Here is a 26,759-nt window from a genome sequence, read left to right on the forward strand (position 1 = left end):
GGTGCCGGTCTTGAGGCAGCCGTGCAGATGCCGACGAGCCCGTTGGCCAGTTGGCGCAGGGCGGCGTTGTGGCCGGCGCCGCGCGACCTGATCAACCAGTGCTCACCAGCCGGCCGGCTACCACCCGGAGTGCGCCGAGTCGCTCACTCCCACAACTGATTAGGAGAACCGACTCGACATGTCGACTGCGGCTGTTTCCTCCGATCCGGCCCGCCTCGGGCCGGTCCCCGCCGCGGCGCGAACCCGGACGGCCGGACGGCCCGCGTGGGTCCGGCCGTCGGTCGCCGTCCTGCTGGTCGCGACCGCCGCGCTCTACCTGTGGAACCTGAGCGCGTCCGGCTACGCCAACGACTTCTACGCGATGGCCGTGCAGGCCGGGACGAAGAACTGGGAGGCGTTGTTCTTCGGATCGCTCGACCCGGGCAACGTCATCACGGTCGACAAACCGCCGGCATCGCTGTGGCTGATGGCGCTGTCCGGACGGCTCCTCGGCTTCTCCAGCTTCAGCATGCTGCTGCCCAACGCGCTGTGCGGCGTCGCTTCGGTGGCGCTGTTGCACGCGGCGGTGCGGCGCACGTCCGGCCCGCTGGCCGGGCTCCTCGCCGGGGCGGCGCTCGCGCTGACCCCGGTGGCGGCGCTGATGTTCAAGTTCAACAACCCCGACGCGCTGCTGGTGCTGCTCATGGTGGCCGGCGCGTACTGCACCGTGCGGGCGCTGGACCGGGCCGGCACCGGCTGGCTGCTGCTCGCCGGTGTCGCGCTCGGGTTCGGGTTCCTCACCAAGATGCTGCAGGCGTTCCTGGTGCTGCCCGCGTTCGCGCTGGTGTACCTGGTGGCGGCGCCGGCCGGGCTGGGCAAGCGCGTGCTCCAGCTGGCCGGAGCCGGGATCGCGGTGGTCGTCGCCGCGGGCTGGTGGATCGTGGCGGTCGCGTTGTGGCCGACGGAATCACGGCCCTACATCGGCGGGTCCACGGACAACACGCCGCTGGAGCTGGCCTTCGGCTACAACGGTCTGAGCCGGATCTTCGGCGGCGAGCGCAACGCCGGTGGCGGTTTCGGCGGCGGGAACGCGATGTTCGGCGGCGAGACCGGGCTGCTGCGCATGTTCGGGTCGTCGTTCGGGCTGGAGATCTCGTGGCTGCTGCCCGCGGCGCTGGTCGCGCTGGTCGCCGGCCTGTGGTTCACGCGGTTCGCGCCGCGGCTGGACCGGAGCCGTGCCGCGCTGCTGCTGTGGGGCGGCTGGACGGTCGTCACCGCGCTGGTGTTCAGCTTCATGAGCGGCACGATCCACCCGTACTACACGGTCGCGCTGGCGCCGGGAATCGCCGGGCTGGTCGCCATCGGCGCGATCGAACTGTGGCGCGGGCGGCACAACTTCGCCGCCCGGATCGTGCTGGCGCTGATGGTCGCCGCGACCGGTGTGTGGGACTTCATCCTGCTCGACCGGACGCCGGAGTGGCAGCCGTGGTTGCGGTGGGTGCTGTTGCCGCTGACCGCGGCGGTGGTCGCCGGGCTGCTGTTCGGGCTCGACCGGATCCGCCGGGCCGGGATCGTGCTCGCGGTCGCCGGGGTGTGCACCGGGTTGCTGGCGCCCGCGGCGTACACCGTGGTGACGGCCGGGCAGGGCCACAGCGGCTCCCTCCCGACCTCCGGGCCGTCCGGGAACTCGATGGGCTTCGGCGGTGGCGTGCGTGGTGGGCCGACGAGCAGCGAGCTGATCGCGCTGCTGAAGCAGACCACGACCAAGTGGTCCGCGGCGACGAACGGGTCCCAGTCCGCGGCCGGCCTCGCGCTGAACTCGGACACCGCGGTGATCGCGATCGGCGGCTTCAACGGCGGCGACCCCGCGCCGACGCTCGAGCAGTTCAAGCGGTACGTCGCCGACGGCGACATCACCTACTACGTCTCCGGCGGCGCGGGTGGCACGGGCCGGGGTGGGTCCGGCGAGATCGCCACCTGGGTCGAGCAGAACTTCACCCCCCAGACGATCGGCGGCACGACGGTCTACGACCTGACGTCAGGCGCGACGACCGGTTGAGTACACTGGAGCCGGACCCCCGCGGCGTCCATCCTGTGAACCTCCCCAGGGCCGGAAGGCAGCAAGGATAAGCAGGCTCTGACGGGTGCGGGGGTCCCCTTTCATGAAGGGCCGGGCGCTGGGCGCGTTCGGTGTGGACCAGCGACGGTCGCTCTCGGGTTCTCGCTTGCTCCCGGTGGTGAGTGGGCTGGGCTGGGGGTGTCGGTGGGGGCCGGTACTCTCGCGTCGTGGCCCTGGCTCTTTACCGCAAGTACCGTCCGGCGACCTTCGCCGAGGTCGTCGGGCAGGAGCACGTCACCGAACCGCTGCGCGCCGCCCTCACGGCGGGCCGCATCAACCACGCGTACCTGTTCTCCGGGCCGCGCGGCTGCGGCAAGACGTCGAGTGCGCGCATCATGGCCCGTTCGCTCAACTGCGTCGAGGGCCCGACCCCCGACCCGTGCGGCAAGTGCGACTCGTGCCGCGCCCTGGCGCCCGAGGGGCCAGGCAGCATCGACGTCACCGAGCTCGACGCGGCCAGCCACGGTGGCGTCGACGACGCCCGCGAGCTGCGTGACCGCGCCTTCTACGCCCCGGCCGAGTCGCGGTACCGGGTGTTCATCATCGACGAGGCCCACATGGTCACGACGCAGGGTTTCAACGCCCTGCTCAAGATCGTGGAGGAGCCGCCGGAACACCTGATCTTCATCTTCGCCACCACCGAACCGGACAAGGTGCTGCCCACCATCCGGTCCCGGACCCACCACTACCCCTTTCGGCTGATCCCGCCGAGCGCGATGCGCGACCTGCTGGAGCGCAACGTCGCCGGCGAGGGCATCCACGTCGACCCGGCCGTGTACCCGCTCGTGATCCGCGCGGGCGGCGGTTCCGCGCGCGACACGCAGTCGGTGCTGGACCAGCTGCTGGCCGGCGCGGGCCCGGACGGCGTGACCTACGACCGCGCGATCTCGCTGCTCGGCGTCACCGACTCGGCCCTGATCGACGACATGATCGACGGCCTGGCCGCGGACGATTCGGCCGCGGTGTTCGGCACGGTCGAGCGGCTGGTCGAGGCGGGACACGAACCGCGCCGGTTCGCGAGCGACCTGCTGGACCGGCTGCGTGACCTGGTGCTGCTGCGCTCGGTGCCGGACGCGGCCGCGCGCAACCTGGTGTCGGCACCCGCGGACGAGCTGGACCGCATGACGGCGCAGGCCGAGCGCGCGGGCCTGGCGACGCTGACCAGGTACGCCGAGATCGTGCACAACGGCCTGCTGGAGATGCGGGGCGCGACGGCGCCGCGGCTGCTGCTGGAGTTGTTGTGCGCGCGGATGCTGCTGCCGGCGGCGTCCGACAGCGAGGCCGCCGTGCTGCAGCGGCTCGAACGGCTGGAGCGCCGGGTCACCGTCAGCGGCGGCGGCAGCCTGTCCGCGGACGGCCAGGTGCCGTCGGCCGAACCCGCGCCCGCACGGTTCCAGCGGCCCTCCCAGCGCGCCGCCGCTCCGGAGGCCGGGCCGCCCGCCGCGGCCGACCAGGGCAGGTCGGCGCCGTCGCGACCGGCCGCCGAGGCCGCTTCGCGCCCCGCCCCGGAGGCGCCCGCACGCCGCGCCCCGGAACCGGCAGCCGCTCCCGAGCAGGCCCCGGCGGCTTCCGCCCCCGCGCGGCCCGCCGCGGATTCCGTCTCGCGTCCGGCTCCGGACGCGCCGGTGCACCGGCCGACAGAGCCGGCGCCCGCTCCCACGGCCCCCGCCGACGCGGCGCCGGGCGGCATCGACGCGGCCGCGATCCGCCGGGTGTGGCCGGACCTGCTGGCCGCGATCCGCAAGACGAGCCGCAGCACCGAGGCGATGATGATCAACGCGACGGTGCAGAGCGTCGAGGGTTCGCTGGTCGTGCTGGCGCACAGCGCGGAGCCCCTCGCGCGGCGCCTGTCGGAGCCGCGGAACGCGGACTTCATCGCGGGCGCGCTGCACGAGGTCCTCGGCGGCACGTGGCAGGTGCGCTGCGTGCACGGCGGGGGTGGCGGAGGGGGCTCCGCGCGCCGCGACGGTCCCCGCCCGAACCCGACGCCCACCCCGGCCCAGCGGGAGGCGCCGCCGCAGCCCCAGCGGACCTTCCAGCGCCCGGCACCCGCGCCCGCGACGGCCCCGGAGCCACCGCCGCGCGCCCAGGCGCCCGCCGAGCCGGCCGACGACATCCCCCTCCCGCCCGAGCCGGAGGACGACGAAGCGATGCTGGCCGAGGCCGGCGGCCCCATCCCGGAGGGCGCCCCGGCCTCCCCGAGCGCCGACGCGGAAGAACTGGCCCGCAAACTGCTGGCCGAACACCTGGGCGCCCAGCCGATCGATTAGCGCTCAGCCCAGGAAAGACAGGATCCCGGACGCGATGGCCGCCGCGTACCGCTGCCGTCCCCCGGCGCTGGACATCATCGAAGAGTCACCGGCGTTGCGCATGTTCCCGCACTCGACGAGCACCGCGGGCCGGTCCGAAAGGTTCAACCCCGCCAGGTCGTCCCGCGGCGCCAACCCGTCCGACCCCAGGTAGTTGGACACCGGAAAGCCCGCCGACGACAGTCCCGCGCGCACGGAACGAGCCAACGCCACCGACGGCGCCCCCTGCGCGGCGTTCAGCGCCGGGCTCGAATACGCGATGTGGAACCCGCGCGCACCCGAGGCGTTCGACCCGTCCGCGTGGATCGACACCACCGCCGCGGCCGCGGCGCGGTTCCCGATCGCCGCTCGCTCGTCCACACACGGTCCGACCCCAGAATCATCCGGACGCGTGTAGACCACCTGCACACCCGCAGCACGCAACAACGCGCCCACCCGCTGCGCGACGTCCCAGTTGAACGCGTGCTCCGGATACCCGCCGTTCGACGCCGTCCCCGTCGTGTTGCACGGCTTCGTCTGCCCGCGCCCGGCCGGGACCGGTTCGTCGATCACGCCCGGCGCCGCTGAATTGCCGCCGTTGTGCCCCGGATCCAGCACCACCGTCACCGGCTTCCGCGCGACCGACGGTTCCGGCGCAGCGGGCGCCGGCGACGGCACCGGCGCCAGGCTCGCCGCTCGCGACGGCGAGGGCGGAGACGGCGCGGGCGACGGCGGCGCGGGTGGCGACGAGCACCCCGCCACCAGCAGCACACCGGCCAGAACGACGACACCACGACTGCGCACGGCGAACACGGTGCCACACCCGCCCGAGCTACGCTGGGACCCACAGGACAGGACTACGAAACGGGGATCATGGTGCAACCCGGCGGTGGAATGCCCGACATGCAGGCCATCCTGCAGCAGGCGCAGCAGATGCAGCAGCAGCTCGTCGCCGCGCAGGAGGAGCTCGCCCGCACCGAGGTGACCGGCACGTCCGGCGGTGGTCTGGTCACCGCGACCGTCACCGGCGGCATGGAGCTCAAGGACCTCAAGATCGACCCGAAGGTGGTCGACCCCGATGACACCGAGACGCTGGCCGACCTGGTGGTGGCCGCGGTGCGGGACGCGATGAGCAGCGCCCAGAAGCTCACCGAGGAGAAGCTCGGCCCGGTGGCGGGCGCCCTCGGCGGTGGTGGCGGCGGCATGCCCGACCTCGGCGGACTCGGTCTGCCCGGCCTGAAGTAGCGGGCCCCGTTGTACGAAGGGGTAGTCCAGGACCTGATCGACGAGCTGGGGCACCTGCCCGGCATCGGCCCGAAGAGCGCGCAGCGGATCGCGTTCCACCTGCTCGCCGCCGACCCGGCCGACATCGCCCGGCTGCAGGACGTCCTCGGCAAGGTCCGGGAGGGCGTGCAGTTCTGCGAGATCTGCGGCAACGTCTCCGAACAGCAGCAGTGCCGCATCTGCCGGGACGCCCGGCGCGACACGTCGCTGATCTGCGTGGTCGAGGAACCGAAGGACGTGCTCGCGGTCGAGCGCACCCGGGAGTTCAAGGGCCGCTACCACGTGCTGGGCGGCGCGCTCGACCCGCTGTCCGGCATCGGTCCGGACCAGTTGCGCATCCGGGAGCTGCTGGCGCGGCTCGGCGCGGAACAGGTCACCGAGGTGATCATCGCGACCGACCCGAACACCGAGGGCGAGGCGACCGCCACCTACCTGGTGCGGATGCTGCGCGACTTCCCCGGCCTGACCGTGACGCGCCTGGCGTCCGGTCTGCCGATGGGCGGTGACCTCGAGTTCGCCGACGAGCTCACCCTCGGCCGCGCCCTGTCCGGCCGCCGCGCCCTGTGACACTGGCCGGCGACGTACTGGCCGGCCCGCCCCGGTGCGGGCGGGTCCGGCTGGTCGCCGTCGACGGCCCGTCCGGCGCGGGCAAGTCCACCTTCGCCGCGCGGCTCGTCGAAGCGTTCGTCCGGCTCGGCACCAGCACCGCGCTCGTCTCCACCGACCACTACGCCACCTGGGCCGACCCGGTCGCGTGGTGGCCGCGGCTCGTCGCGGAGGTGCTCGACCCCCTCGCCGCCGGACGCCCCGCCTCCTACCGCCCCCTGGACTGGACCACCGGCGAGCCGCGGCCTGGAGCCCTCCGGACCGTCGAGCCGGCCGACGTCCTCGTGCTGGAAGGGGTTTCCGCCGGCCGGTCGTCCGTCCGCCCGCGACTGTCCGCGTTGTGCTGGGTCGAGGGTCCTGGCCCCGCCGAGCGGCTCGAACGGGCAGTGTTGCGTGACGGTCCGGGCACTCGTCGCCACTTCGAAGCGTGGCAGGATTTCGAGCGCGGATGGTTCGAAGTTGACCGTACTCGCGAGTACGTGCACCCGAACGGCCTAATACTTTCGTCTGAACTCACGCAACGTGAGCGCGAAAAGTAACTTTGTCGACCGAATGCGTGGTCGCGTCCAGCTTTACGTAGCGCGATCGTAACCTCGCGCACTTAACGAAGCGCGCACATCCGGTTAGTGTCACCGATCACGTACCGGACTTCACAAGGAGTGCCACCATGCTCCCAACGCGGGCAGTTGGGTTGCGCCGCATCGCCCTGATCGGGCTTGCCGGCGCCCTCGCGGTCACGACGGCCGCTTGCGCTTCCGAGCGCGGCTCGGGCGGCAGCGCCAGCGACACCTTCATCTTCGGCGCCGCAGGCGCCCCCAAGAACTTCGATCCGATCTTTAACGACGACGGCGAGAGTTTCCGCCCCGCCCGCCAGATGTTCGACACGCTCGTCACCTACAAGCCGGGCACCACCGAGCTGCAAGGCGCGCTGGCCACCGCGTGGACGCCGAGCGACGGCAACAAGACCTGGACGTTCACGCTGCGGCAGGGCGTCAAGTTCCACGACGGCACCCCCTTCAACGCCGCGGCGGTCTGTTTCAACTTCGACCGCTGGTACAACATGAAGGGCGCCGCCGCCCAGAGCCAGATGATCTACTACGGCGACGTCTTCGAGGGCTTCGCGAAGAACGAGGGCGACATCAGCGGCGAGCCGGTCTACAAGTCGTGCGAGGCGAAGGACGACCACACCGCGGTCCTCAACCTGAACAAGGCCAAGGGCGCCTTCCCGGACGCGTTCGGCCTGACCTCGCTGTCCATGTCGAGCCCGGACGCGTTGAAGAAGTGGGACGCCGACACCGTGACGCAGAGCGGTGAGGCGTTCAGCTACCCGCCCTACGCCACGGACCACCCGACGGGCACCGGACCGTACAAGTTCGACAGCTTCGACAAGGCCAACAACACGATCACCCTGGTCCGCAACGAGGACTACTGGGGCGAGAAGGCCAAGACCGCCAAGCTGATCTTCAAGATCATCCCGGACGAGAACGCCCGCAAGCAGGAGCTCGCCGCCGGCACCATCGACGGCTACGACTTCCCGAGCCCGGCGGACTACAACTCGCTCAAGGACGCCGGCAACCAGGTCCTGATCCGGCCCGCGTTCAACATCCTGTACCTGGGCATCAACCAGAAGAACAACCCGAAGCTGCAGGACGTGCGGGTCCGCCAGGCGATCGAGTACGCGATCAACAAGGACCAGCTGGTCAAGAACCGGCTGCCGCAGGGCGCCTACGCGCAGGACCAGTTCCTGCCGAACAACGTGCCGGGCTACACCAACGCGGTGGCGAAGTACAGCTACAACCCGGACACCGCCAAGCAGCTGCTGGCCCAGGCGGGCGCGTCGGACCTGACGCTGAACTTCTACGTGCCGACCGAGGTCACCCGGCCCTACATGCCGAACCCGGTGGACATCGCCGCCGCGATCACCGACGACCTCAAGGCGGTCGGCATCAAGGTCAACGTGGTCCAGGAGCCGTGGAACGGCGGGTACAAGGACTCCGTGCAGAAGGCGGGCAAGCAGGACCTGCACCTGCTGGGCTGGACCGGTGACTACGCCGACGCGGGCAACTTCATCGGCACGTTCTTCGGGCGCCCGAAGGCCGAATTCGGCTTCGACAACCCGCAGATCTTCAACGCACTGTCCACTGCGGACGCGCAGACGACCCCGGACGCCAAGAAGGCGGCCTACGAGAACGCCAGTGTGCTGATCTCGCAGTACGTCCCGGCGGTTCCGTTGTCGTCGTCGCCCCCGGGGATCGTGGTGCGGTCGGACGTGCAGGGCCTGATCCCGACGCCGCTGACCGACGAGCGCTTCTACACGGTCACCAAGGGCAGCAAGGGCTGAGTTCCGCTCCGACGGCGGGAAAGCGCGCCTGAACAGCGCGCTTTCCCGCCGTGGTGCGACCTCGAGGCGATCACATGCTCCGATTCACAGTCCGTCGGCTGCTGCAAGCGGTTCCGACGCTCCTCGTACTCTCCATCCTGGTCTTCGCCTGGCTCCGCCTGCTGCCCGGTGGCCCCGCCACCGCGCTGCTCGGCGACAAGGCGACGCCGGAGAAGATCGCGTCCCTGAACGCGGTGCTGGGCCTGGATCGACCGATCTTCGTCCAGTACTTCAAGTTCCTCGGCCGCGTCCTCACCGGTGACTTCGGTGCCTCCCTGATCAGCGGTGACGCCGTGCTGTCCGAGATCGGCCGCGCCTTGCCCGCGACCATCGAGCTGTCCATCGCCGCACTGGTGCTCGCGGTCGGCTTCGGGATCCCGATGGGATACCTCGCCGCCCACTACCGCGGCCGGTTCCTGGACAACGCCACCGTGCTCACCACGCTGGTCGGTGTGGCGGTGCCGGTGTTCTTCTTCGGTGTGCTGCTCAAGTACGTGTTCGCGCAGAAGCTCGGCCTCCTGCCCCCGTCCGGGCGCCAGGACGTGACCATCGACGCCACGCACATCACCGGGTTCTTCACGCTGGACGGCCTGCTCACCGGCGAGCTGGACGCCACGTGGGACGCGATCAAGCACCTGATCCTGCCCGCGATCGCGCTGGCCAGCATCCCGTTCGCGGTGATCGTGCGGATCACCCGCGCGTCCGTGCTGGACGTGCAGCAGGAGGACTTCGTGCGCACCGCCGAGTCCAAGGGCCTGACCACGGCGACGATCCGGCAGCGGCACGTGCTGCGCAACGCGCTCTTGCCGGTGTCGACGACGATCGGCCTGCAGACCGGCCTGCTGCTCGCCGGGGCCGTGCTCACCGAGAAGGTGTTCAACTGGAACGGCCTGGGTTCCCTGCTGGCGCAGGGCATCGAGCGCCGCGACTACCCGCGGCTGCAGGCGCTGCTGTTGCTGGCCGCCGCGGTGTACGTGCTGGTGAACCTGCTGGTCGACATCTCGTACGCGATCATCGATCCGAGGGTGCGAGTGCGATGACCTCCATCTTGCGGCGCAAGGCCGAACGCATCGACGACCTGGCGGAAACCGGCGGCACCAGCCTCGCCGCCGACGCGGTCAGGCGGATGCTGCGCAACCCGGTGGCGATCACCGGCGCGGTCATCACCGTGCTGTTCGTGCTGCTGGCGATCCTGGCCCCGTTCCTGGCGCCGAAGGACCCCTACATCCCCTACGACGAGCTGCGGCGGAACCTGCGGCCGGACTTCATCCCCGGCCCGATGGACGGGTTCGTGCTCGGCAGCGACCACCGCGGGTACGACTTCTTCTCCCGTCTGCTGGTCGGCGCCCAGCAGACGCTGATCGTCGGTGTGGTCGCCACCCTGATCGGGCTGACGGTCGGCATGCTGATCGGCGGGCTGGCCGGCGCGCTCGGCGGCTGGGTGGACACGCTGCTGATGCGGTTCACCGACATCCTGCTGGCGATCCCTTCGCTGCTGCTGGCGATCTCGGTCGCGGCGCTGTTCTCGCAAGGGACGCAGTGGACGGTCATCATCGCGGTCGCGGTGGTGAGCGTGCCGGTCTTCGCCCGGTTGCTGCGGGGCGCGATGTTGTCGCAGAGAGCGAGCGACCACGTGCTCGCCGCCACCGCACTGGGTGTCCGGCGCAGCACGATCGTGTTCCGGCACATGCTGCCGAACTCACTCGGTCCGGTGGTGGTGCAGGCCACCCTGACCCTGGCGACGTCGATCATCGACGTGGCGGCCCTGTCGTTCCTCGGTCTGGGCGACAACGACCCCAGCCGCGCCGAGTGGGGGCTGATGCTGGCACAGGCCCAGAACCTGCTGGACGTCAAACCGAGCCTGGCGTTCTACCCGGCCATCGCGATCATCGTGGTGGCGCTGGGGTTCACGCTGCTCGGCGAGTCGCTGCGCGAGGCGCTCGACCCGAAGAACAGGCGGTAGCGCGTTGAGTCTTCTGCAAGTACACGACCTGTCGGTCGTCTTCCACCGCAAGGGGACCCGGCCGTTCACGGCGGTCGACGGGGTCAGCTTCGACGTCGAGCCGGGCCGCACGGTCGGCCTGGTCGGCGAGTCCGGCAGCGGCAAGTCGGTCACGGCGCTCGCGATCATGGGCCTGCTGCCCAAGCGCGGCGCGAAGGTGACCGGCGAGGTGATGTTCGAGGACACCGACCTGCTGCGGCTGTCCGACCGGCAGCTGCGCGACCGGCGCGGCCGCGACCTCGGCATGGTGTTCCAGGACCCGCTGTCGTCGCTGAACCCGGTGATCCCGATCGGGCTGCAGATCACCGAGGTGCTGGAACGGCACCGGAAGATGGAACGCAAACAGGCCCGGGTCGAGGCCGCGGACCTGCTCGACCGCGTGGGCATCCCGGACCCGAACCGGCGGCTCTCGGAGTACCCGCACCAGCTCTCCGGCGGCATGCGGCAGCGCGCGCTCATCGCGATCGCGCTGGCCTGCCGTCCGCGGCTGCTGATCGCGGACGAGCCGACCACCGCGCTGGACGTGACGATCCAGGCGCAGATCCTGGCGCTGCTGTCCGAGCTGGTGCGCGACACCGGCACCGCGCTGATCATGATCACGCACGACCTCGGCGTGGTCGCGGGCCTGTGCGACGAGGTCAACGTCATGTACGGCGGGCGGATCGTGGAGCGAGCGGAGCGGCATGCGCTGTTCGCGTCGGCGCGGCACCCGTACACGCACGGGCTGCTCGCCTCGATCCCGCGGCTGGACGCGCCGCGTGGTGAGAAGCTGGTGCCGATCAAGGGCTCGGTGACCGACAACATCCCCTGGTCGCAGGGGTGCGCGTTCGCGCCGCGCTGTCCGAACGCGCTGGACATCTGCCGCGAGGTCACGCCGGAACTCGAACCCGGCACCGAGGGGATGCTGCGGTGCCACAACCCGGTGAGCCGTCCGGTCGCCGCGGGCGAGGGGGTGCGCTGATGTCGGAACCGCTGGTGAGCGTGGAAGGCCTGCAGGTGCACTTCCCGATCAAGCGCGGCGTCGTGCTGGACCGCACGGTCGGGCACGTCTACGCCGTGGACGGGGTCGACCTGGAGATCCAGCGCGGCGAGACCTACGGCCTGGTCGGCGAGTCCGGCTGCGGCAAGACCACGCTGGGGCGGAGCATCCTGCGGCTGGTCGAGCCGACCGGCGGCCGCGCCGTCTTCGACGGCACCGACCTGTCGACGCTCAAGGGCGAGTCGCTGCGGAAGATGCGGCGCCGGATGCAGATGGTGTTCCAGGACCCGCTGTCCAGCCTCGACCCGCGGCAGTCCGTCGAGTCGATCCTGATCGAGGGCATGCGGGCGCACGGGCTGGACAAGGGCAGGGACAGCACGCGCAAGCGTTTGCGTGAGTTGCTGGCCGCGGTCGGCCTGGCCGAGAGCTCGCTGCGGAAGTACCCGCACGAGTTCTCCGGCGGGCAGCGGCAGCGCATCGGCATCGCCCGCGCGCTGGCCGTCGAGCCGGACCTGATCGTGGCCGACGAGCCGGTGTCCGCGCTGGACGTGTCCGTGCAGGCGCAGGTGATCAACCTGCTCGAGGAGCTGCAGGACTCGCTCGGCCTGACCTACCTGGTGATCGCCCACGACCTCGCGGTCGTCCGGCACATCTCCGACCGCATCGGCGTGATGTACCTGGGCTCGCTGGTCGAGGAGACCGACGCGCAGACGCTGTACGACGAGCCGCTGCACCCGTACACGAAGGCGCTGCTGTCGGCGATCCCGGTGCCGGACCCGGTGGTCGAAGACAGCCGGGAGCAGATCCTGCTCGCCGGTGACCTGCCCTCGCCGGCCAACCCGCCGTCGGGTTGCCGGTTCCACACCCGCTGCCCCTGGCGGCAGGAGACGAAGTGCGACACGGAGCGGCCCGCGCTGCGCGAACTGGGCGCGGGACACCGGGTGGCGTGCCACTGGGCGGAGGACATCCAGGCCGGCCGGATCACGCCCCACGAGGTGAAACCGGAACTGGTCACCGCACAGGCGTCGGACTCGGTTTTCCCGCAGGCGGCTTCGGTGGCCGAAATGCTCGAGCCCTGAAACGGGTACCCTGACGGCAATTCCGCCGGGGTATCCGACAGGGGGCTCGACAGTGCACATCGACCAGTGGCTGGAGGCCATTCCGCCGCTACTCGTGTACCTCGCGGTGGGACTGGTGATCGGGTGCGAGAGCCTCGGCATCCCGCTACCGGGTGAGATCGTGCTGGTCAGCGCGGCTCTCCTGGCGTCGCACCACGACGGGCTGAACCCGTGGCTGATCGGCATCGTCGGCAGCGCCGGTGCCATCGCCGGGGACAGCATCGGCTACCTGATCGGGCGAAAGGGCGGGCAGCGCCTGTTCGACTGGGCGGGGCGGAAGTTCCCCAAGCACTTCGGTCCCGACCACGTCCGCACGGCTGAGCGGTTGTTCCGGAAACGGGGGATGTGGGCGGTTTTCTTCGGGCGTTTTGTCGCAATTCTGCGGATTCTGTGCGGCCCGCTCGCCGGGTCCCTGCGCATGCACTACCCGCGGTTCCTGACCGCCAACGCGCTCGGCGGCATCGTCTGGGCGGGCGGCACGACGGCGCTGGTGTACTCGCTCGGCGTGGTCGCGGAGAAGTGGCTGTCCCGCTTCTCCTACATCGCGTTGGGAGTCGCGATCGTGGTGGGCGTGGTCGTCAGCCTGGTCGTCAAGAAGCGGATGGGCCGCCGTCACGGGGAGACGAGCTCGGTGGAGAGCGCCTCCGCCGAGCGCTGACGCTTCGGCAGGGAGCCGAACAGCACCCCGGCGACCACGACCACCCCGGCCAGCACCTCGACCAGCGCCGGGGTCTCGTCGAGCACCAGGAACGCCGCCGTCATGCCGACCACCGGCACGAGCAGCGAGAACGGCGCGACCACGTTGGCCGGGTTGCGGCGCATCAGGACGGTCCAGATGCTCGACCCGAGTACCGTACCGATGAGCACGACGTAGCCGAACCCGGCCAGCCCCGCCAGGCCCTCGGACGTGCCCAGGGTGGACAGCGACCGCCACTGCGCGGACGGCCCCTCGAAGATCGTGGAGAGCACGAACATCGGGATCGGCGGGACGACCGACATCCACAGCGTGAAGTGGACCGGGTTCGGCCGGCTCTCGTGCTGGAGCGCCTTGCGCGAGAAGATGTTCCCCAGGGCCCAGCACAGCGCGCCGAGCAGGGTGAGGACGACCGGCAGCAGCACCGCGTTCTCCGCGCGGTGCCAGGCGATCACACCCATCCCGGCCACCGCCGCGAGGATGCCGGCCAGCTGTCGCGGTGACAGCGGTTCGCGCAGGAAGATGCCGCACAGCACGACGGTGAACGGCGCGGACGACTGCAGCACCAGCGAAGCCAGGCCGGTCGGCATGCCGTGGGTGAGCGCGAGGAACAGGAACGCGAACTGGCCGGTGCCGAAGCCGAGACCGAAGCCGAGCAGCCAGCGCAGCGGCACCTTCGGCCGCGGGATGAACAGGATCGCCGGGATCGCGATCACCAGGAACCGCAGTGATCCGGCGAACAGCGGCGGGAAGTGGTCGAGCATCGGGTGCATCGCGATGAAGTTGAGGCCCCACAGGACGACGACGAACAGGGCGAGGAGACGGTCGCGAATCGGCACGCCTTCGAGCGTGCCTGCCGCAACTTTGAAGGACAATCGAGATTATTTGCACCTACTGTGTAGCGTTGCTACATGGATGTCGGACGTCTGCGGGTTCTGCGGGAGTTCGCCGACCGCGGCAGCGTGACGGCCGCGGCACGCGCCCTGCACCTGACGCCGTCGGCGGTGTCCCAGCAGCTCAGGGCGTTGCAGGCGGAGGTCGGGCTGGTGCTCACCGAACCCGCCGGGCGGGGTCTGCGGCTCACCGACGCGGGCCGGGCGCTGGTGGTGCGGGCGGACGAGGTGCTCGCGGCGCTGGACCGCGCCGAGTCCGAGCTGGACGCGTTCCGCAGCGCGCCGCGCGGCCGGGTGCGGGTCGCGATCTTCCCGTCGGCCGCGTTGATGCTGCTGCCCGGGCTGCTGCACCGGATCGCCGGGTGCGAGGGCCTGGAGGTCGAGATCCGCGACGTCGACATGACGCCGGCCGAGGTGCCGGAGCTGGTCGCGGACTTCGACATCGTGGTCACCCACCGGGACGAGCACGCCGAGCCGTTCCCGTCCGCCCGGCTGGACGTGGTGCACTTGCTGCGCGAGCCGCTGGACGTCGCGCTCCCGCCCGGGCACCGGCTCGCCCGGCGGCGGCGCGTGGACCTCACCGAGCTGGCCGGGGAGCAGTGGATCTCGGTGGACGTCGGCTTCCCGGTCGACGACGTGCTGCGGTCGCTGGCCGTGCGGACCGGGGTGCGGCCGCAGGTCAAGCAGCGCATCAACGACTTCCGCGTCATCGAGGCGCTGGTGGCCGCCGGGCACGGCATCGCGCTGCTGCCGCGTTACCTGGCCGGGTTGGGCCCGCGCCGGCTGGTGCGCCGGCCACTGGCCGGGATCCGCGCCGCCCGGCACATCGAGGCCGTCCTGCGCACGGGCGCCGGAACCCGCCTCGCCGTGGCGACGGTGCTGGACCTGCTGCACGCCGAGGCCGCGGCGGTGACGAAACAGCCCTGGACGAGCAAGGCCGAATTCGATCGGTAGCCGGAGCCGGCACGCAGCCGCTGGTCGTACCCGGACCGGCCAGGCGGCCCGAGCGGTGTGTCGGGCGTCACTGTCACAACCGGCGCTCCAGCGGTGCCTTGTGGTCGAGCAACCACCCGACCACGAGGGAGCAAGACATGGAAGCCCGCTTCAACCTGATGGCCAACGAGATCGGCGGCAAGCTCGCCCGGCGCTTCGCCGGCATCCACACGTTGCTGCACCACTCGTCGCTGCCCGCGTCCACGCAGGAACTGGTCGCGCTGCGCGCCAGCCAGATCAACGGGTGCGGCCCGTGCGTCGACATGCACACCAAGGAGGCCGCCGCCGCCGGGGAGACCGCGGTGCGGCTCAACCTGGTCGCGGTCTGGCGCGAGGCCACCGTGTTCACCGAGGCCGAACGGGCCGCGCTGGCACTGGCCGAGGAGGGCACCCGGCTGGCCGACGCCCACGAGGGCGTGTCCGACGAGACCTGGGCGCAGGTGCGCAAGCACTTCGACGACGAGCAGATCAGCGTGCTCGTCGCCCTGGTCGGCCTGATCAACGCGGCCAACCGGATGAACGTCATCACCAAGACCCCGGCCGGCGACTACCAGGCCGGGATGATCGCGAGCATGACGAACTGACCGGTGCGAGAAAGGCCGGCCGCCCCCGAAGGAGCGGCCGGCCTTTCCGCGTCAGCGGTGTGCCCGGTTCACCGCGGACACGACGGCCCGCAGCGAGGCCGTGACGATGGACGGGTCGATGCCGATGCCCCAGTACACCTTGTCGCCGACGGCGCATTCGATGTAGGAGGCGGCCTTCGCGTCATCACCCGGGGTGAGGGTGTGTTCGCTGTAGTCCAGCAGCCGCAGGTCGTAGCCGACGGTGGACAGGGCGTCGAAGAAGGCGGCGATCGGGCCGTTGCCCGAGCCGGTGATCTCCTGTTCCTCGCCGTCCACCCGCACGGTGGCGCGCAGCTGGTAGTCGCCGTTGGCGGTGACGTGCTGGCTGATCAGCTGCAGCGGGGTCTGCGGCTCCAGGTACTCGCGGGCGAAGGCGTCCCACATCGTGCGCGGGTCCACCTCGCCGCCCTCCGAGTCGGTGTAGCGCTGGATGACCTGCGAGAACTCGATCTGCAGCCGGCGCGGCAGGTCCAGCTGGTGCTCGGTCTTCATGATGTAGGCCACGCCGCCCTTGCCGGACTGGGAGTTGACCCGGATGACGGCCTCGTAGCTGCGGCCGACGTCCTTGGGGTCGATGGGCAGGTAGGGCACCTCCCACGGGAACTCCTCCACCGGCACCCCGGCCTTCTCCGCGGCCCGGTGCAGGGCGTCGAAGCCCTTGTTGATGGCGTCCTGGTGGCTGCCGGAGAACGCGGTGAACACCAGGTCACCGCCCCACGGGGTGCGCTCGTGCACCGGCAGCTGGTTGCAGTACTCGACGGTGCGCTTGATCTCGTCGATGTCGGAGAAGTCGATCTGCGGGTCGATGCCCTGGCTGAACATGTTCATGCCCAGCGCCACCAGGTCGACGTTGCCGGTGCGCTCCCCGTTGCCGAACAGGCACCCCTCGATCCGGTCCGCGCCGGCCTGGTAACCCAGCTCCGCGGCGGCGATGCCGGTGCCGCGGTCGTTGTGCGGGTGCAGCGACAGGATGACCGCGTCCCGGCGGTCCAGGTTGCGGCCCATCCACTCGATCGAGTCGGCGTAGACGTTGGGCGTGGCCATCTCCACCGTGGCCGGCAGGTTCAGGATCACCGGCCGCTCCGGCGTGGGCTGCCAGATGTCGGTGACCGCGTTGCACACCTCGGCCGCGTACGACAGCTCGGTGCCGGTGTAGGACTCCGGCGAGTACTGGAACCGGAAGTCGGTGTCGGAGTACTTCTGCGCGTACTCCACCACCAGGTCCGCGGCCTGCAGCGCGATCTTCTTGATGCCCTCCCGCTCCTCGCGGAACACCACCCGGCGCTGCAGGATCGACGTCGAGTTGTAGATGTGCACGATCGCCTGCGGCGCGCCCTCCAGCGACTGGAACGTGCGCTCGATCAACTCCGGGCGGCACTGCGTCAGTACCTGGATCCGCACGTCCTCCGGGATCGCGCCGTCCTCGATGATCTCCCGCACGAAGTCGAAATCGGTCTGGCTCGCCGCCGGGAACCCGACCTCGATCTCCTTGTAGCCCATGCGCACCAGCAGTTCGAAGAACTTCCGCTTGCGCGCGGGCGACATCGGGTCGATCAACGCCTGGTTGCCGTCCCGCAGGTCCACCGCGCACCACAACGGCGCGCGCTCGATGCGCTTGTCGGGCCAGGCGCGGTCCGGGAGCTGGATGTCCTCCACCAGCCGGTACCACGGCTGGTAGCGGTGGTACGGCATCGAACTACCGCGCTGCGGGTTCCACGCGGGCTGATCGGCGGGCGCCGGACGCGACGGCGTGCGTACGCGGCTCGAGGTGGGTTCGGGCGTGGTCATGCTGGGAAACTCTCCTGCCGGGTGGTCGGGCGACCGGCGGCGTGACGAAGCCCCGCGACGGGGGGCCGGTCGGAATCAGGCCCCGTCGCGGCAGCGAAGCAGGAGAGCACGCGCCACGGATTCACTCTAGCCCGGTCGCGATGATGTTGAAAAGTGACCCCGTCGACACCCGCCCGGTTACTGGCAGGTAGCCAAGCGTCGCCGCGCGTGGGAAACTCGGCGCATGGCCGAGCACGCCGAAGAGGGCAAGAGCGACGTCGTCGAGGGTGACGAGAAGCCGCGAGCCAAGCGCGAGGTGAACTGGGTCCGGGTCAAGGACCAGGTGGTCGGGTTGATCGCCGGCATCGTCCGCTGGGTCGGCCTGATCTTCGCGCTCATCCTGGTGCTGCACGTCATCTTCGTGGTCGGCGGAGCCAACCCGGACAACGGGATCGTCTCGTTCGTGAGCGACTGGTCCGACGGCCTGGCGCTCGGGTTCAAGGACCTGTTCGAGCCCGCCGACGAGAAGCTGCGGGTGCTGGTGAACTACGGCATCGCGGCGATCTTCTGGCTCGTCGTCTCCGCGATCGTCACGCGCATCATCAGGCGCATCGGCGGCGCCACCGGCTGACGGCGCCCAGCGCCCCGTGCTCACGAAGTGAACGCCGGCGCGCCCCACTCGCCCGTGTAGGCGATCTCCCCCAGCGGCAGACGACTGCGGGGCGCCTGTTCGCGCGCCACCAGCTTCTCCACGCCCAGCACGGCCGGGTCCGCGGCGTGTCCCACCGCGATCGCGACGCGGGGCACCGCCTCGTCCGGCACGGCGAACCGCTCCCGGACCGCGGCCGCGTCGAAGCCGGCCATCTGGTGCGCGACCAGACCTTCGGCCACCGCCTGCAGCACCAGGTTCTGCGCCGCCAGCCCGAGGCCGTACTCGGCGTACGGGATCTCGCCCTTCTCGTTGCGCGTCACCATGATCGCGACCATCAGCGCGCCCGCCCGGTGCGCCCACGCCTGGTTCCGCTCGGTGAGCGTGCCGAGGATCTGCCGGAACGTGACATCGCCCCGGCGCCCGACGAGGAACCGCGCCGGCTGGGTGTTGCCGAACGACGCCGCCCACCGGGCCGCCTCCAGCAGCGCCCGCAGCTGCTCCCAGCTCACGTCCCGCGTGTCGTCCAGCGCGCGGGGGCTCCACCGCTGCGCGATCGGCCCGGCTAGCGGCACGCTGGAATCGGCCATCTTGTCCATCAGATCGCATACTTCCAGACCGTCAGCGCGAAGGCACCGAACCACGCGCTCGCCACCGACACCCCGGCGCACACCCACCACACGGTGTGCGTCCGCCGCTTGGCCAGTGCGATCGCCACCGGGACCAGCAGCGTGAACGCCGGCAGCAACAACCGCGGCTTGGCGTGCATTAACGCGGTCGACCCCAGCGCCATCACCACGATCCCGGCCGCGTAGGCGGCCAGCACACCCTCGCGCCGTTGCCGGACCAGCACCGCCAGCCCGGCGAGCGCGCCGATGATCACCGCGACCGTCAGCACGCTCATCGCCGAGTCGTCGCTGGTCACCGTGCCGACCACGAACCGCAGCGTCGCCACCCCGCCGTCGAACCGGGTCCGCCACCCCTCCCACTCCAGATCGGACCACGTGCTCAGCTGCGCCTCGAACCCCGACGCGGGCCGCACCCGCGTGCCCGTCCACCACAGGTAGCCCAGCAACCCGCTCGGCGCCAGGGCCAGCGCCACCCACGGGCGGCCGCCGTCTTCGCGACGCACCAGCGCCGGCACCGCCGCCACCGCGACCGCCACGATCAGCGCCAGCGCCGACGACCGCGCCAGCCCCGCCAGCGCGCAGCAGACCCCGGCCAGCTCCCACCGCCGCTCCAGCACCCCGGCCAGCGCCCACGCGGCGAGGGCGCAGAACAGCGCCTCCGTGTAGGCCATCGACAGGACGACGCTCATCGGCGTCGCCGCGAACAGGGCCACCAGGATGTAGCCCGCCCGTCGCGACCCGCCGCGCACGATCCGCCCGAGCCGCGCCAGCCCGTACGCGGCGACCAGCCCCGCGGCCAGCGAGATGACCACGGCCGCCCCTTCGGGACCGAGCGCGGGCGACACCAGCCGCACCAGGAACGGGTACAAGGGGAAGAACGCCCGCGGCGTGAACGGGTTCGGGTGGCCGAACGCGTCGGTGATCGGGCCGAGTTCGTAACCCCGGTCGGCGATCTCGAGGTACCACTGGCCGTCCCAGGCGGTGATCCGCGCGGCGAGGCTCGTGTCGTGCAGCGCGGCGAAGACCGTGAGCACCACAACACCGAGAGCCCGGACACCCAGGTAGACCACCGCGGGCAGCACGAGTGCCCTTCGTCTCAGCAGCCGGTCCTCGAGGTTTAGCGGCAGGCCAGGGCCCGCTTGCGCCGGGTGCCGGGCGGTCTGGCTCGTCGCCTCCACAACCTCGCCTCTGGGTCAGTTTGAAAAGCCGGGCGGAAAAGGTTAGTCATTTTCCCACGAGCTTGCCCAGAGGCAGTGGCCGGAGCCACATAACGGGGTGGCCGGGGCCGCAACCCCCGGTAGGCTGCTCCGAAAGGTGCGAAATAGGAGGTCGGCAGACAAGTGGCGCTCGTAGTCCAGAAATACGGCGGTTCGTCGCTGGAGAGCGCTGATCGCATCAAGCGCGTGGCCGAACGGATCGCGGCCACCAAGAAGGCGGGCAACGACGTGGTCGTCGTCTGCTCCGCCATGGGTGACACCACCGACGAGTTGCTCGACCTGGCCCAGCAGGTCAACCCGGTGCCGCCCGAACGAGAGATGGACATGCTGCTCACCGCTGGCGAGCGCATTTCCAACGCGCTTGTCGCGATGGCGATTTCGGCACACGGTTTCGAAGCGTGGTCGTTCACCGGGTCCCAGGCGGGTGTCGTCACCACGGGCGTGCACGGCAACGCGCGCATCATCGACGTCACGCCCAGCCGGGTCACCGAGGCGCTCGACCAGGGTTACATCGCGCTGGTCGCCGGGTTCCAGGGCGTCTCGCAGGACACCAAGGACATCACGACACTCGGCCGCGGCGGTTCGGACACCACCGCGGTGGCGCTGGCCGCGGCGCTCAACGCGGACGCGTGCGAGATCTACTCCGATGTGGACGGCGTGTACACCGCCGACCCGCGGATCGTGCCCAACGCGCGCAAGCTCGACACCATCCCGTACGAGGAGATGCTCGAACTCGCCGCGAGCGGTTCGAAGATCCTCCACCTGCGCTCGGTCGAGTACGCCCGCCGCTACGGCGTGCCGATCCGGGTCCGTTCGTCCTACAGCGACAAGCCGGGCACCACCGTGGCCGGTTCGATTGAGGAGATCCCCGTGGAACAAGCGTTGATCACCGGTGTGGCGCACGACCGGTCGGAGGCCAAGGTCACCGTCACCGGGGTGCCGGACCACGCCGGCGCCGCGGGCCGGATCTTCCGGGTGATCGCCGACGCCGAGATCGACATCGACATGGTGCTGCAGAACGTCTCCAACACCGCGGGCCGCACCGACATCACCTTCACGCTGTCCAAGGCCAACGGCCCCAAGGCGGTCGCCGAGCTGGAGAAGCTGAAGGGCGAGCTGGAGTTCGACTCCGTGCTCTACGACGACCAGGTCGGCAAGGTGTCGCTGGTGGGCGCGGGCATGCGCTCGCACCCGGGCGTCACCGCGACGTTCTGCGAGGCGCTGGCCAAGGTCGGCGTCAACATCGAAATCATCAACACCTCGGAGATCCGGATCTCGGTCCTGATCCGGGACGCGCAGCTGGACGACGCGGTGCGCGCGATCCACGAGGCCTTCGAACTGGGCGGCGACGAGGAAGCCGTGGTCTACGCAGGGAGTGGTCGCTGACATGGCACCCACATTGGCTCTGGTTGGTGCGACCGGCGCCGTCGGCACGGTCATGATCGACATCATCAACGGGCGCGAGAGCGTGCCGTGGGGCGAGATCCGGCTGATCGCGTCGCCGCGGTCGGCGGGCAAGAAGATCACCGTGCGCGGCGAGGAGCTGACGGTGATCGCGTTGTCCCCGGAGGCCTTCGACGGCGTCGACGTCGCGATGTTCGACGTGCCGGACGAGGTGTCCGCCGAGTGGGCGCCCATCGCGGCCGAGCGCGGCGCGATCGCGGTCGACAACTCCGGCGCGTTCCGGATGAACGACGAGGTGCCGCTCGTGGTGCCCGAGGTCAACGCCGACAAGGTGCGCGAGCGGCCGCGCGGCATCATCGCGAACCCGAACTGCACGACGCTGTCGATGATGGCGGCCCTGGGCGCGCTGCACCGGGAGTTCGGCCTGACCGAGCTGGTGGTCGCCTCCTACCAGGCGGCCTCGGGTGCCGGCCAGCCCGGCATCGACCGGCTGCAGGCCGAGCTGGCCGCGGTGTCCGGCAAGGGCCTCGGCGCGAAGGCCGGTGACGTGCGGGCCGAGCTGGAGTCGTCCGGGCTGTCGCTTTCGGACACTCCGTTCGCCGGTACCCCGTTGGCGTTGAACGTCGTTCCGGCCGCCGGTTCCTACAAGGGCGACGGCTGGTTCTCCGAAGAGCTGAAGGTCCGCAACGAGTCGCGGAAGATCCTCGGCATCCCGGACCTCAAGGTGTCCGCGACGTGCGTCCGCGTCCCGGTCGTCACCACGCACTCGCTGGCGGTGCACGCGACGTTCGCGCGCGAGGTGACGGTCGAGGCCGCGCACAAGGTGTTCGAGGCCCAGCCCACGATCGTGCTGGTCGACGACCCGGAGAACGGACGGTTCCCGAGCCCCGCGGAGGTCGTCGGTGGCGACCCGACCTACGTCGGCCGGGTGCGGCAGGCGCTGGACTTCCCGAACACGCTCGACTTCTTCGTGTGCGGCGACAACCTGCGCAAGGGCGCGGCGCTGAACACCTACGAGATCGCCGAGCAGCTGGCTCCCGAGTTCGGCTGACGGCCACGCAGAGTTGCCCCGGCCTCCCGGAAATCACCCTATAGGGAGGCGGCTTCTCCCTGGCCTGACGTGAATGCGCTTCTAGGGTGGGCGCAGTCCAATGGCAGGGAGAAGTCGGGGAGCTCGCGTTGGCAAGGCATGTCCTGGCCGCGTTGGTGTGCGCGGCGGCGTTGCTCGGGATGAGCGCGTCGTTGCTCGTCGCGAGCGCGGACGACACCGACGGCCCGCTCACGGTGCGCGTCGTCCGGGGTGCGGCGGGGGTCGGCGGCATCCTCGTCGTGGCCACCGACCCGAGCGGTGCCAGCGTCAGCGGCGTCACCGGCCCGGACGGGTCCGTCCGGCTGGTCACGACCCCGCTGTCCGGCGGGAAGTACCGGGTGGACGCCTCGATCCCGGCGTCGATGCCCGACCTCAAGCCCGCCGCCGAGGAGGCGGAGCGCGCGAGCCTGACCGAGTTCGTCGACGTCGGCGGCGGCCAGGCGGTGACCCTGACGATGGGTGTCGGCGCCCTCGACGGGCCGGTCCAGCTGGGCGACCGGACCTGGTTCGACACCGACGGCGACGGCGTCCAGGACGGCGACGAGCCGCCCCTGCCCGGGGTCCGGGTGCAGCTCCTGGGCTGCGACGGCGGCGGCGCGCCGCTCGCCGAGAAGACCACCGACGGCGCCGGCCGCTACCTGTTCGGCCCGGCGGAGGGCCTGCAGCCCAACAGCTGCTACACGCTGCACTTCGACTTCAGCGGCGTCAACACCGCGCCGCTGCCCGGATCCCCGCCCGCGGATGGTCTGAAGTGGACCGTTCCGCACGCGGGCGACCAGTCGCTCGACTCCGATGTGGACCCCGACAAGGGGACCGTGCGGGTCGCGATCGGCCCGCCCGGTTCGGTGGACCACACCGTCGACGCGGGCGTGGTCGGCGGGCTCAACCGCGTGGGCGACCTGGTGTGGGCCGACGTCAACCGCAACGGCCTGCAGGACCCGGGCGAACCCGGAGTCGCAGATGTGGGCGTGCGGCTGCAGAAGGCCGACGGCACGCCGGTCGCGGGGACCAGCACCGGCCCGCACGGCCAGTACGCGTTCTCGCACCTGCCGGACGGGGGCTACCAGGTCTGCTTCGACACCGCGAAGCTCCCGCCCCAGTACGGCGACTACCAGCTGACCAGGCAGCGGGCCGGGAACCCGGGTCAGGACTCGGCGCCGGACCCGGCGACCGGCTGCACGGCGGTGGTCGACCTCGGGTTGAACCGCACCCAGGACCTGACGCTGGACGCGGGCCTCGCGCCGCCGGTGAACCGCATCGCGGCGCTGGTGTGGCAGGACGAGGACGGCGACGGACAGCTCGGCGCGGTCGAACCCGGGATCGCCGGGGTGCCGGTCAAGCTGCGCAGCGCGGACGGCACCCAGTTCGCGATGACCACCACCGGCCCGGACGGCCGGTACGCCTTCGAGGACCTGCCGTCCGGCTCGTTCGAGGTGTGCTTCGACCTGGCGAACCTACCGCCGTCGGCGGCGGACTTCACGCCCGTGCCGAAGGGTGCGGCGTCCGGTGCCGACCCGGCGACCGGCTGCACGTCCGCGGTCACGCTCGGCCTCGGCAAGCGCGAGGAGAATTCGCTCAACGCCGGGCTCGCCGCCCCGGTCAACCGCATCGGCGACCGGGTGTGGACGGACACCAACCGCAACGGGATCGCCGACGCCGGCGAGTCCGGGCCGGCCGGGGTGCCGGTCAAGCTGCTCCGGGCGGACGGCACCGAGGAGAGCACCACGACAACCGGTGCCGACGGGCGGTACTGGTTCAGCGGGATGCCGGACGGCGACTACCGGGTGTGCGTGGACCGTGCCGCACTCCCGGCGCCGGTGGCCGGCTACCAGTTCACCAGGCCGCGGGCCGGCGAGTCCACAAAGGACTCCGATGTGGACCTGGCGGGCGGCTGCGCTCCGCTGGTGCCGGTCGGAGTCGGGCACCGCGACGCGGGAGGTGTCGACATCGGACTCCTCCCGGCCCGCAACCGGGTCGGCGATCTGCTGTGGATCGACCGCAACGGCAACGGAACGCCCGACGCGGACGAGCCGCGCGCGGCGGGGATCGCCGTGACGATGACGGATTCGGCCGGCCGCGCCGTCGCGACGACGCGCACCGGCGCCGACGGCTCCTACCTGCTCGACGACCTGCCCGACGGCACTTACCGGGTCTGCTTCGACCTGGCCGGGCTGCCCGCGGAGTACCGGGACTTCCGCATCGCCGGAACGGACGGTGACCCCGGCTGCTCGGGCCCGGTGACCGTCGGGCCGAAGCCGCGCGAGGACCTCTCGGTGCGCATCGGACTGGTCAGCGCCAGTCCGGCGGTGGCCCCGGCCGCGCAGGAGACCTCCAGCGGTGGCGGGTTCCCGGTCGGCTGGGTGCTGTTCGGCGTGGTCGCCGCGATCGGGCTGGTCGTCGGCGTGCGGTGGTGGAAGGTCGCCGGGCAGGAGCAATGACCCGGTAGTTTGGGCGATGTGAGAATCGCGCGGGTGCTGGGCGTCGTCGGGATCGCGGTCGTGCTGGCCGGGTGTTCGGAGGCCGCCGAGACGGCGGACCGGGCCAGTGCCTGCGCGAAGGCGCTCGGGCTGGCGAACCTGAACCCGAACGCCACGGCCCAGGAGGTGGCGAGCCAGGCCGAGCAGAAGGCGGGCGAGCTGCGCGACCTCGGCAACCGGGTCGCGGACCAGACGCTCAAGGAGAACCTCTTCGCCATCGCCGACTCCTACGTGGCGCTCGAGCAACGCAAGGCGCAGGGACTCAGCGACGTCAACGACTGGATCCAGACCAACGCGGCGAACGTCGACCGCCTGCGTCAGGCGTGCACGTAGCCGGACGCGTCAGGAACCCGCTGAGGATGCCCGGTGCCGAGCGGTGCTCGGGTGTCCCCGCGACTCCTAGGATCGCCGGGGATCTGCCTGTTCCCCGCGGCGAAGCGCATCGTGGACGTCGTCAGGCAGTTCAGGAGGGAAATCGATGACAGCGAACACTCTGGCGGGCGGGACCTTCACGATGGCGGAGGGACTGACGGTCGGCCGCATGGGGTACGGCGCGATGCAGCTGGCCGGTCCCGGCGTGTTCGGCCCGCCCGCGGACCGGGACGCGGCCGTCGCCGTGCTGCGCGAGGCGGTCGAGCTCGGCGTCAACCACATCGACACCGCCGACTTCTACGGCCCGCACGTCACCAACGAGATCATCCGCGAGGCCCTGCACCCCTACGACGGGCTCGTGGTGGTGACCAAGGTCGGCGCGATCCGCGACGCCGAAGGGGCGTGGGTGCACGCCCGCGAGCCGGAGCAGCTGCGCGCCCAGGTGCACGACAACCTGCGCAACCTCGGCGTGGACGCGCTCGACGTGGTCAACCTGCGCGTCGGCGGCGGGGACGACGGGCATTCGGCGGTGCCCGGCTCGATCGCCGAGCCGTTCACCGCACTGGTGGAGCTGCAGCAGCAGGGGCTGATCAAACACCTCGGGATCAGCACGGTGAACGCCGAGCAGGTCGCCGAGGCGCAGTCGATCGCGCCGATCGTGTGCGTGCAGAACGCCTACAACGTGGCGCACCGCGAGGACGACGAGCTGGTCGACTCGCTGGCCGCGCAGGGCATCGCGTACGTGCCGTACTTCCCGCTCGGCGGGTTCTCGCCGCTGCAGTCGGAGGCGCTCGACGCGGTGGCCGCGCGACTCGGCTCGACCCCGATGGCCGTCGCGCTGGCGTGGCTGCTGCACCGCTCGCCGAACATCCTGCTGATCCCCGGCACATCGTCGATCGAGCACCTGAGGGACAACGTGGCCGCCGCGACGCTCGACCTGCCGGCCGACGCGCTCGCCGAGCTGGACGCGATCGGCTAGCCCGCGACGAGTGCCGCCGTGCTCGACTTGCCTGCCGGGGGTGGGGACGCGTTCGGTTAGTCCGGGGCGAGGGGGTTGCCCGGTGGGGCGTTGCCGGGGCAGGCGGCGCGGTGTGGGCGAGCGCCGCCGTGCTCGACTTGCCCGCCGGGGCCTGGACGCGTCCGGCTAATCCCGTGGTGAGGAGTTGCCGGGCGCTGCGGCGGCAGGCGGCCCGCAG

General features: G+C 71.1%; 24 protein-coding genes and 1 other RNA gene. 20 read left to right on the plus strand and 5 right to left on the minus strand.

Annotated features, from left to right (window positions below; translation table 11 throughout):
- Window positions 1-178: 178 nt before the first annotated feature.
- From FB470_RS13195 to FB470_RS13205, 3 genes are all read left to right on the plus strand, one after another.
- Window positions 179-2,038: an ArnT family glycosyltransferase gene (locus FB470_RS13195; protein ID WP_306991489.1), complete on the plus strand. Its 1,860-nt coding sequence runs from the start codon at window positions 179-181 to the stop codon at window positions 2,036-2,038.
- A 10-nt stretch (window positions 2,039-2,048) separates the two neighbouring features.
- Window positions 2,049-2,141, plus strand: an RNA gene (ffs, locus tag FB470_RS13200) — signal recognition particle sRNA small type.
- A gap of 124 nt (window positions 2,142-2,265) precedes the next feature.
- Window positions 2,266-4,368, plus strand: coding sequence for a DNA polymerase III subunit gamma and tau (locus tag FB470_RS13205; protein WP_306991491.1), 2,103 nt, complete (start codon window positions 2,266-2,268; stop codon window positions 4,366-4,368).
- A 3-nt stretch (window positions 4,369-4,371) separates the two neighbouring features.
- Here the strand turns inward: FB470_RS13205 and FB470_RS13210 are convergent, their stop codons facing one another.
- Window positions 4,372-5,199 carry an N-acetylmuramoyl-L-alanine amidase gene (locus FB470_RS13210; RefSeq protein WP_306991493.1) on the minus strand — a complete coding sequence of 276 codons (828 nt, stop codon included), beginning with the start codon at window positions 5,197-5,199 and terminating at the stop codon, window positions 4,372-4,374.
- A 60-nt stretch (window positions 5,200-5,259) separates the two neighbouring features.
- On the opposite strand from FB470_RS13210, the gene FB470_RS13215 reads away from it, so the two are divergent.
- The 9 genes from FB470_RS13215 (at window position 5,260) to FB470_RS13255 (ending at window position 13,413) form a co-directional block, all read left to right on the plus strand.
- The gene (locus FB470_RS13215; RefSeq protein ID WP_306991495.1) at window positions 5,260-5,631 is read left to right on the plus strand and encodes a YbaB/EbfC family nucleoid-associated protein; all 372 of its coding nucleotides are present in this window, start codon (window positions 5,260-5,262) and stop codon (window positions 5,629-5,631) included.
- Window positions 5,632-5,640: 9 nt separating this feature from the next.
- Window positions 5,641-6,237, plus strand: coding sequence for a recombination mediator RecR (gene recR / locus FB470_RS13220; RefSeq protein WP_017985548.1), 597 nt, complete (start codon window positions 5,641-5,643; stop codon window positions 6,235-6,237).
- Between the two features lie 2 nt (window positions 6,238-6,239).
- The gene (locus tag FB470_RS13225; protein ID WP_306999233.1) at window positions 6,240-6,815 is read left to right on the plus strand and encodes a uridine kinase family protein; all 576 of its coding nucleotides are present in this window, start codon (window positions 6,240-6,242) and stop codon (window positions 6,813-6,815) included.
- 128 nt (window positions 6,816-6,943) lie between these two features.
- Window positions 6,944-8,617, plus strand: a complete 1,674-nt coding sequence (locus FB470_RS13230; protein WP_306991499.1) for an ABC transporter substrate-binding protein — start codon at window positions 6,944-6,946, stop codon at window positions 8,615-8,617.
- 74 nt (window positions 8,618-8,691) lie between these two features.
- Window positions 8,692-9,696, plus strand: coding sequence for an ABC transporter permease (locus tag FB470_RS13235; protein WP_306991501.1), 1,005 nt, complete (start codon window positions 8,692-8,694; stop codon window positions 9,694-9,696).
- On the plus strand, window positions 9,693-10,619 hold the full coding sequence (locus FB470_RS13240) for an ABC transporter permease (protein WP_306991503.1): 927 nt from the start codon (window positions 9,693-9,695) through the stop codon (window positions 10,617-10,619). The genes FB470_RS13235 and FB470_RS13240 overlap by 4 nt, the downstream gene beginning before the upstream one ends.
- Before the next feature lie 4 nt (window positions 10,620-10,623).
- Window positions 10,624-11,619, plus strand: coding sequence for an ABC transporter ATP-binding protein (locus FB470_RS13245; RefSeq protein WP_306991505.1), 996 nt, complete (start codon window positions 10,624-10,626; stop codon window positions 11,617-11,619).
- Complete coding sequence (locus FB470_RS13250; protein ID WP_306991506.1) at window positions 11,619-12,716, plus strand: ABC transporter ATP-binding protein; 1,098 nt, start codon at window positions 11,619-11,621, stop codon at window positions 12,714-12,716. Before FB470_RS13245 ends, FB470_RS13250 begins: the two co-directional genes overlap by 1 nt.
- 52 nt (window positions 12,717-12,768) lie before the next feature.
- Window positions 12,769-13,413 (plus strand): DedA family protein, encoded by a 645-nt coding sequence (locus FB470_RS13255; protein ID WP_306991508.1) that lies wholly within the window; start codon window positions 12,769-12,771, stop codon window positions 13,411-13,413.
- On the opposite strand, the gene FB470_RS13260 is transcribed toward FB470_RS13255, so the two are convergent.
- Window positions 13,368-14,288 carry an EamA family transporter gene (locus FB470_RS13260; RefSeq protein ID WP_306991509.1) on the minus strand — a complete coding sequence of 307 codons (921 nt, stop codon included), beginning with the start codon at window positions 14,286-14,288 and terminating at the stop codon, window positions 13,368-13,370. The genes FB470_RS13255 and FB470_RS13260 overlap by 46 nt on opposite strands.
- Window positions 14,289-14,360: 72 nt before the next feature.
- Here FB470_RS13260 and FB470_RS13265 point away from each other — a divergent pair, with 72 nt between their 5' ends.
- Both FB470_RS13265 and FB470_RS13270 read left to right on the plus strand, forming a co-directional pair.
- Window positions 14,361-15,296 carry a LysR family transcriptional regulator gene (locus FB470_RS13265; protein ID WP_306991511.1) on the plus strand — a complete coding sequence of 312 codons (936 nt, stop codon included), beginning with the start codon at window positions 14,361-14,363 and terminating at the stop codon, window positions 15,294-15,296.
- 137 nt (window positions 15,297-15,433) lie between these two features.
- Complete coding sequence (locus FB470_RS13270) at window positions 15,434-15,919, plus strand: carboxymuconolactone decarboxylase family protein (protein WP_306991513.1); 486 nt, start codon at window positions 15,434-15,436, stop codon at window positions 15,917-15,919.
- A 51-nt stretch (window positions 15,920-15,970) separates the two neighbouring features.
- Here the strand turns inward: FB470_RS13270 and leuA are convergent, their stop codons facing one another.
- The gene (gene leuA / locus FB470_RS13275) at window positions 15,971-17,746 is read right to left on the minus strand and encodes a 2-isopropylmalate synthase (protein WP_306991514.1); all 1,776 of its coding nucleotides are present in this window, start codon (window positions 17,744-17,746) and stop codon (window positions 15,971-15,973) included.
- A gap of 223 nt (window positions 17,747-17,969) precedes the next feature.
- Between leuA and FB470_RS13280 the strand changes: the two genes are divergently transcribed.
- On the plus strand, window positions 17,970-18,356 hold the full coding sequence (locus tag FB470_RS13280) for a hypothetical protein (protein WP_306991516.1): 387 nt from the start codon (window positions 17,970-17,972) through the stop codon (window positions 18,354-18,356).
- Window positions 18,357-18,376: 20 nt separating this feature from the next.
- Here FB470_RS13280 and FB470_RS13285 read toward each other — a convergent pair whose 3' ends face one another.
- Complete coding sequence (locus FB470_RS13285) at window positions 18,377-18,973, minus strand: nitroreductase family protein (protein ID WP_306991517.1); 597 nt, start codon at window positions 18,971-18,973, stop codon at window positions 18,377-18,379.
- Window positions 18,973-20,181, minus strand: a complete 1,209-nt coding sequence (locus FB470_RS13290) for a mannosyltransferase family protein (protein WP_306991520.1) — start codon at window positions 20,179-20,181, stop codon at window positions 18,973-18,975. Before FB470_RS13290 ends, FB470_RS13285 begins: the two co-directional genes overlap by 1 nt.
- Before the next feature lie 162 nt (window positions 20,182-20,343).
- Here FB470_RS13290 and FB470_RS13295 point away from each other — a divergent pair, with 162 nt between their 5' ends.
- From FB470_RS13295 to FB470_RS13315, 5 genes are all read left to right on the plus strand, one after another.
- Window positions 20,344-21,606, plus strand: coding sequence for an aspartate kinase (locus FB470_RS13295; RefSeq protein ID WP_306991521.1), 1,263 nt, complete (start codon window positions 20,344-20,346; stop codon window positions 21,604-21,606).
- A 1-nt stretch (window position 21,607) separates the two neighbouring features.
- A complete protein-coding gene (locus FB470_RS13300; RefSeq protein WP_306991523.1) occupies window positions 21,608-22,675 on the plus strand; it encodes an aspartate-semialdehyde dehydrogenase in 1,068 nt (355 codons plus the stop codon).
- A 128-nt stretch (window positions 22,676-22,803) separates the two neighbouring features.
- Window positions 22,804-25,152 carry an SdrD B-like domain-containing protein gene (locus FB470_RS13305; protein ID WP_306991525.1) on the plus strand — a complete coding sequence of 783 codons (2,349 nt, stop codon included), beginning with the start codon at window positions 22,804-22,806 and terminating at the stop codon, window positions 25,150-25,152.
- A gap of 18 nt (window positions 25,153-25,170) precedes the next feature.
- A complete protein-coding gene (locus FB470_RS13310) occupies window positions 25,171-25,524 on the plus strand; it encodes a hypothetical protein (RefSeq protein ID WP_306991527.1) in 354 nt (117 codons plus the stop codon).
- Between the two features lie 145 nt (window positions 25,525-25,669).
- Window positions 25,670-26,542, plus strand: coding sequence for an aldo/keto reductase family oxidoreductase (locus FB470_RS13315; protein ID WP_306991530.1), 873 nt, complete (start codon window positions 25,670-25,672; stop codon window positions 26,540-26,542).
- Window positions 26,543-26,759 lie beyond the last annotated feature (217 nt).

Source organism: Amycolatopsis thermophila (genome assembly GCF_030814215.1).
Lineage (GTDB): Bacteria > Actinomycetota > Actinomycetes > Mycobacteriales > Pseudonocardiaceae > Amycolatopsis_E > Amycolatopsis_E thermophila.

Bases quoted from the DNA above. Each gene is read 5' to 3' on its own strand.
- FB470_RS13195 (WP_306991489.1), top strand. From the start codon at position 179: ATGTCGACTGCGGCTGTTTCCTCCGATCCGGCCCGCCTCGGGCCGGTC.
- FB470_RS13215 (WP_306991495.1), top strand. From the start codon at position 5,260: ATGGTGCAACCCGGCGGTGGAATGCCCGACATGCAGGCCATCCTGCAG.
- FB470_RS13230 (WP_306991499.1), top strand. From the start codon at position 6,944: ATGCTCCCAACGCGGGCAGTTGGGTTGCGCCGCATCGCCCTGATCGGG.
- FB470_RS13235 (WP_306991501.1), top strand. From the start codon at position 8,692: ATGCTCCGATTCACAGTCCGTCGGCTGCTGCAAGCGGTTCCGACGCTC.
- FB470_RS13240 (WP_306991503.1), top strand. From the start codon at position 9,693: ATGACCTCCATCTTGCGGCGCAAGGCCGAACGCATCGACGACCTGGCG.
- FB470_RS13250 (WP_306991506.1), top strand. From the start codon at position 11,619: ATGTCGGAACCGCTGGTGAGCGTGGAAGGCCTGCAGGTGCACTTCCCG.
- FB470_RS13265 (WP_306991511.1), top strand. From the start codon at position 14,361: ATGGATGTCGGACGTCTGCGGGTTCTGCGGGAGTTCGCCGACCGCGGC.
- FB470_RS13270 (WP_306991513.1), top strand. From the start codon at position 15,434: ATGGAAGCCCGCTTCAACCTGATGGCCAACGAGATCGGCGGCAAGCTC.
- leuA (WP_306991514.1), bottom strand. From the start codon at position 17,746: ATGACCACGCCCGAACCCACCTCGAGCCGCGTACGCACGCCGTCGCGT.
- FB470_RS13280 (WP_306991516.1), top strand. From the start codon at position 17,970: ATGGCCGAGCACGCCGAAGAGGGCAAGAGCGACGTCGTCGAGGGTGAC.
- FB470_RS13285 (WP_306991517.1), bottom strand. From the start codon at position 18,973: ATGGACAAGATGGCCGATTCCAGCGTGCCGCTAGCCGGGCCGATCGCG.
- FB470_RS13300 (WP_306991523.1), top strand. From the start codon at position 21,608: ATGGCACCCACATTGGCTCTGGTTGGTGCGACCGGCGCCGTCGGCACG.
- FB470_RS13315 (WP_306991530.1), top strand. From the start codon at position 25,670: ATGACAGCGAACACTCTGGCGGGCGGGACCTTCACGATGGCGGAGGGA.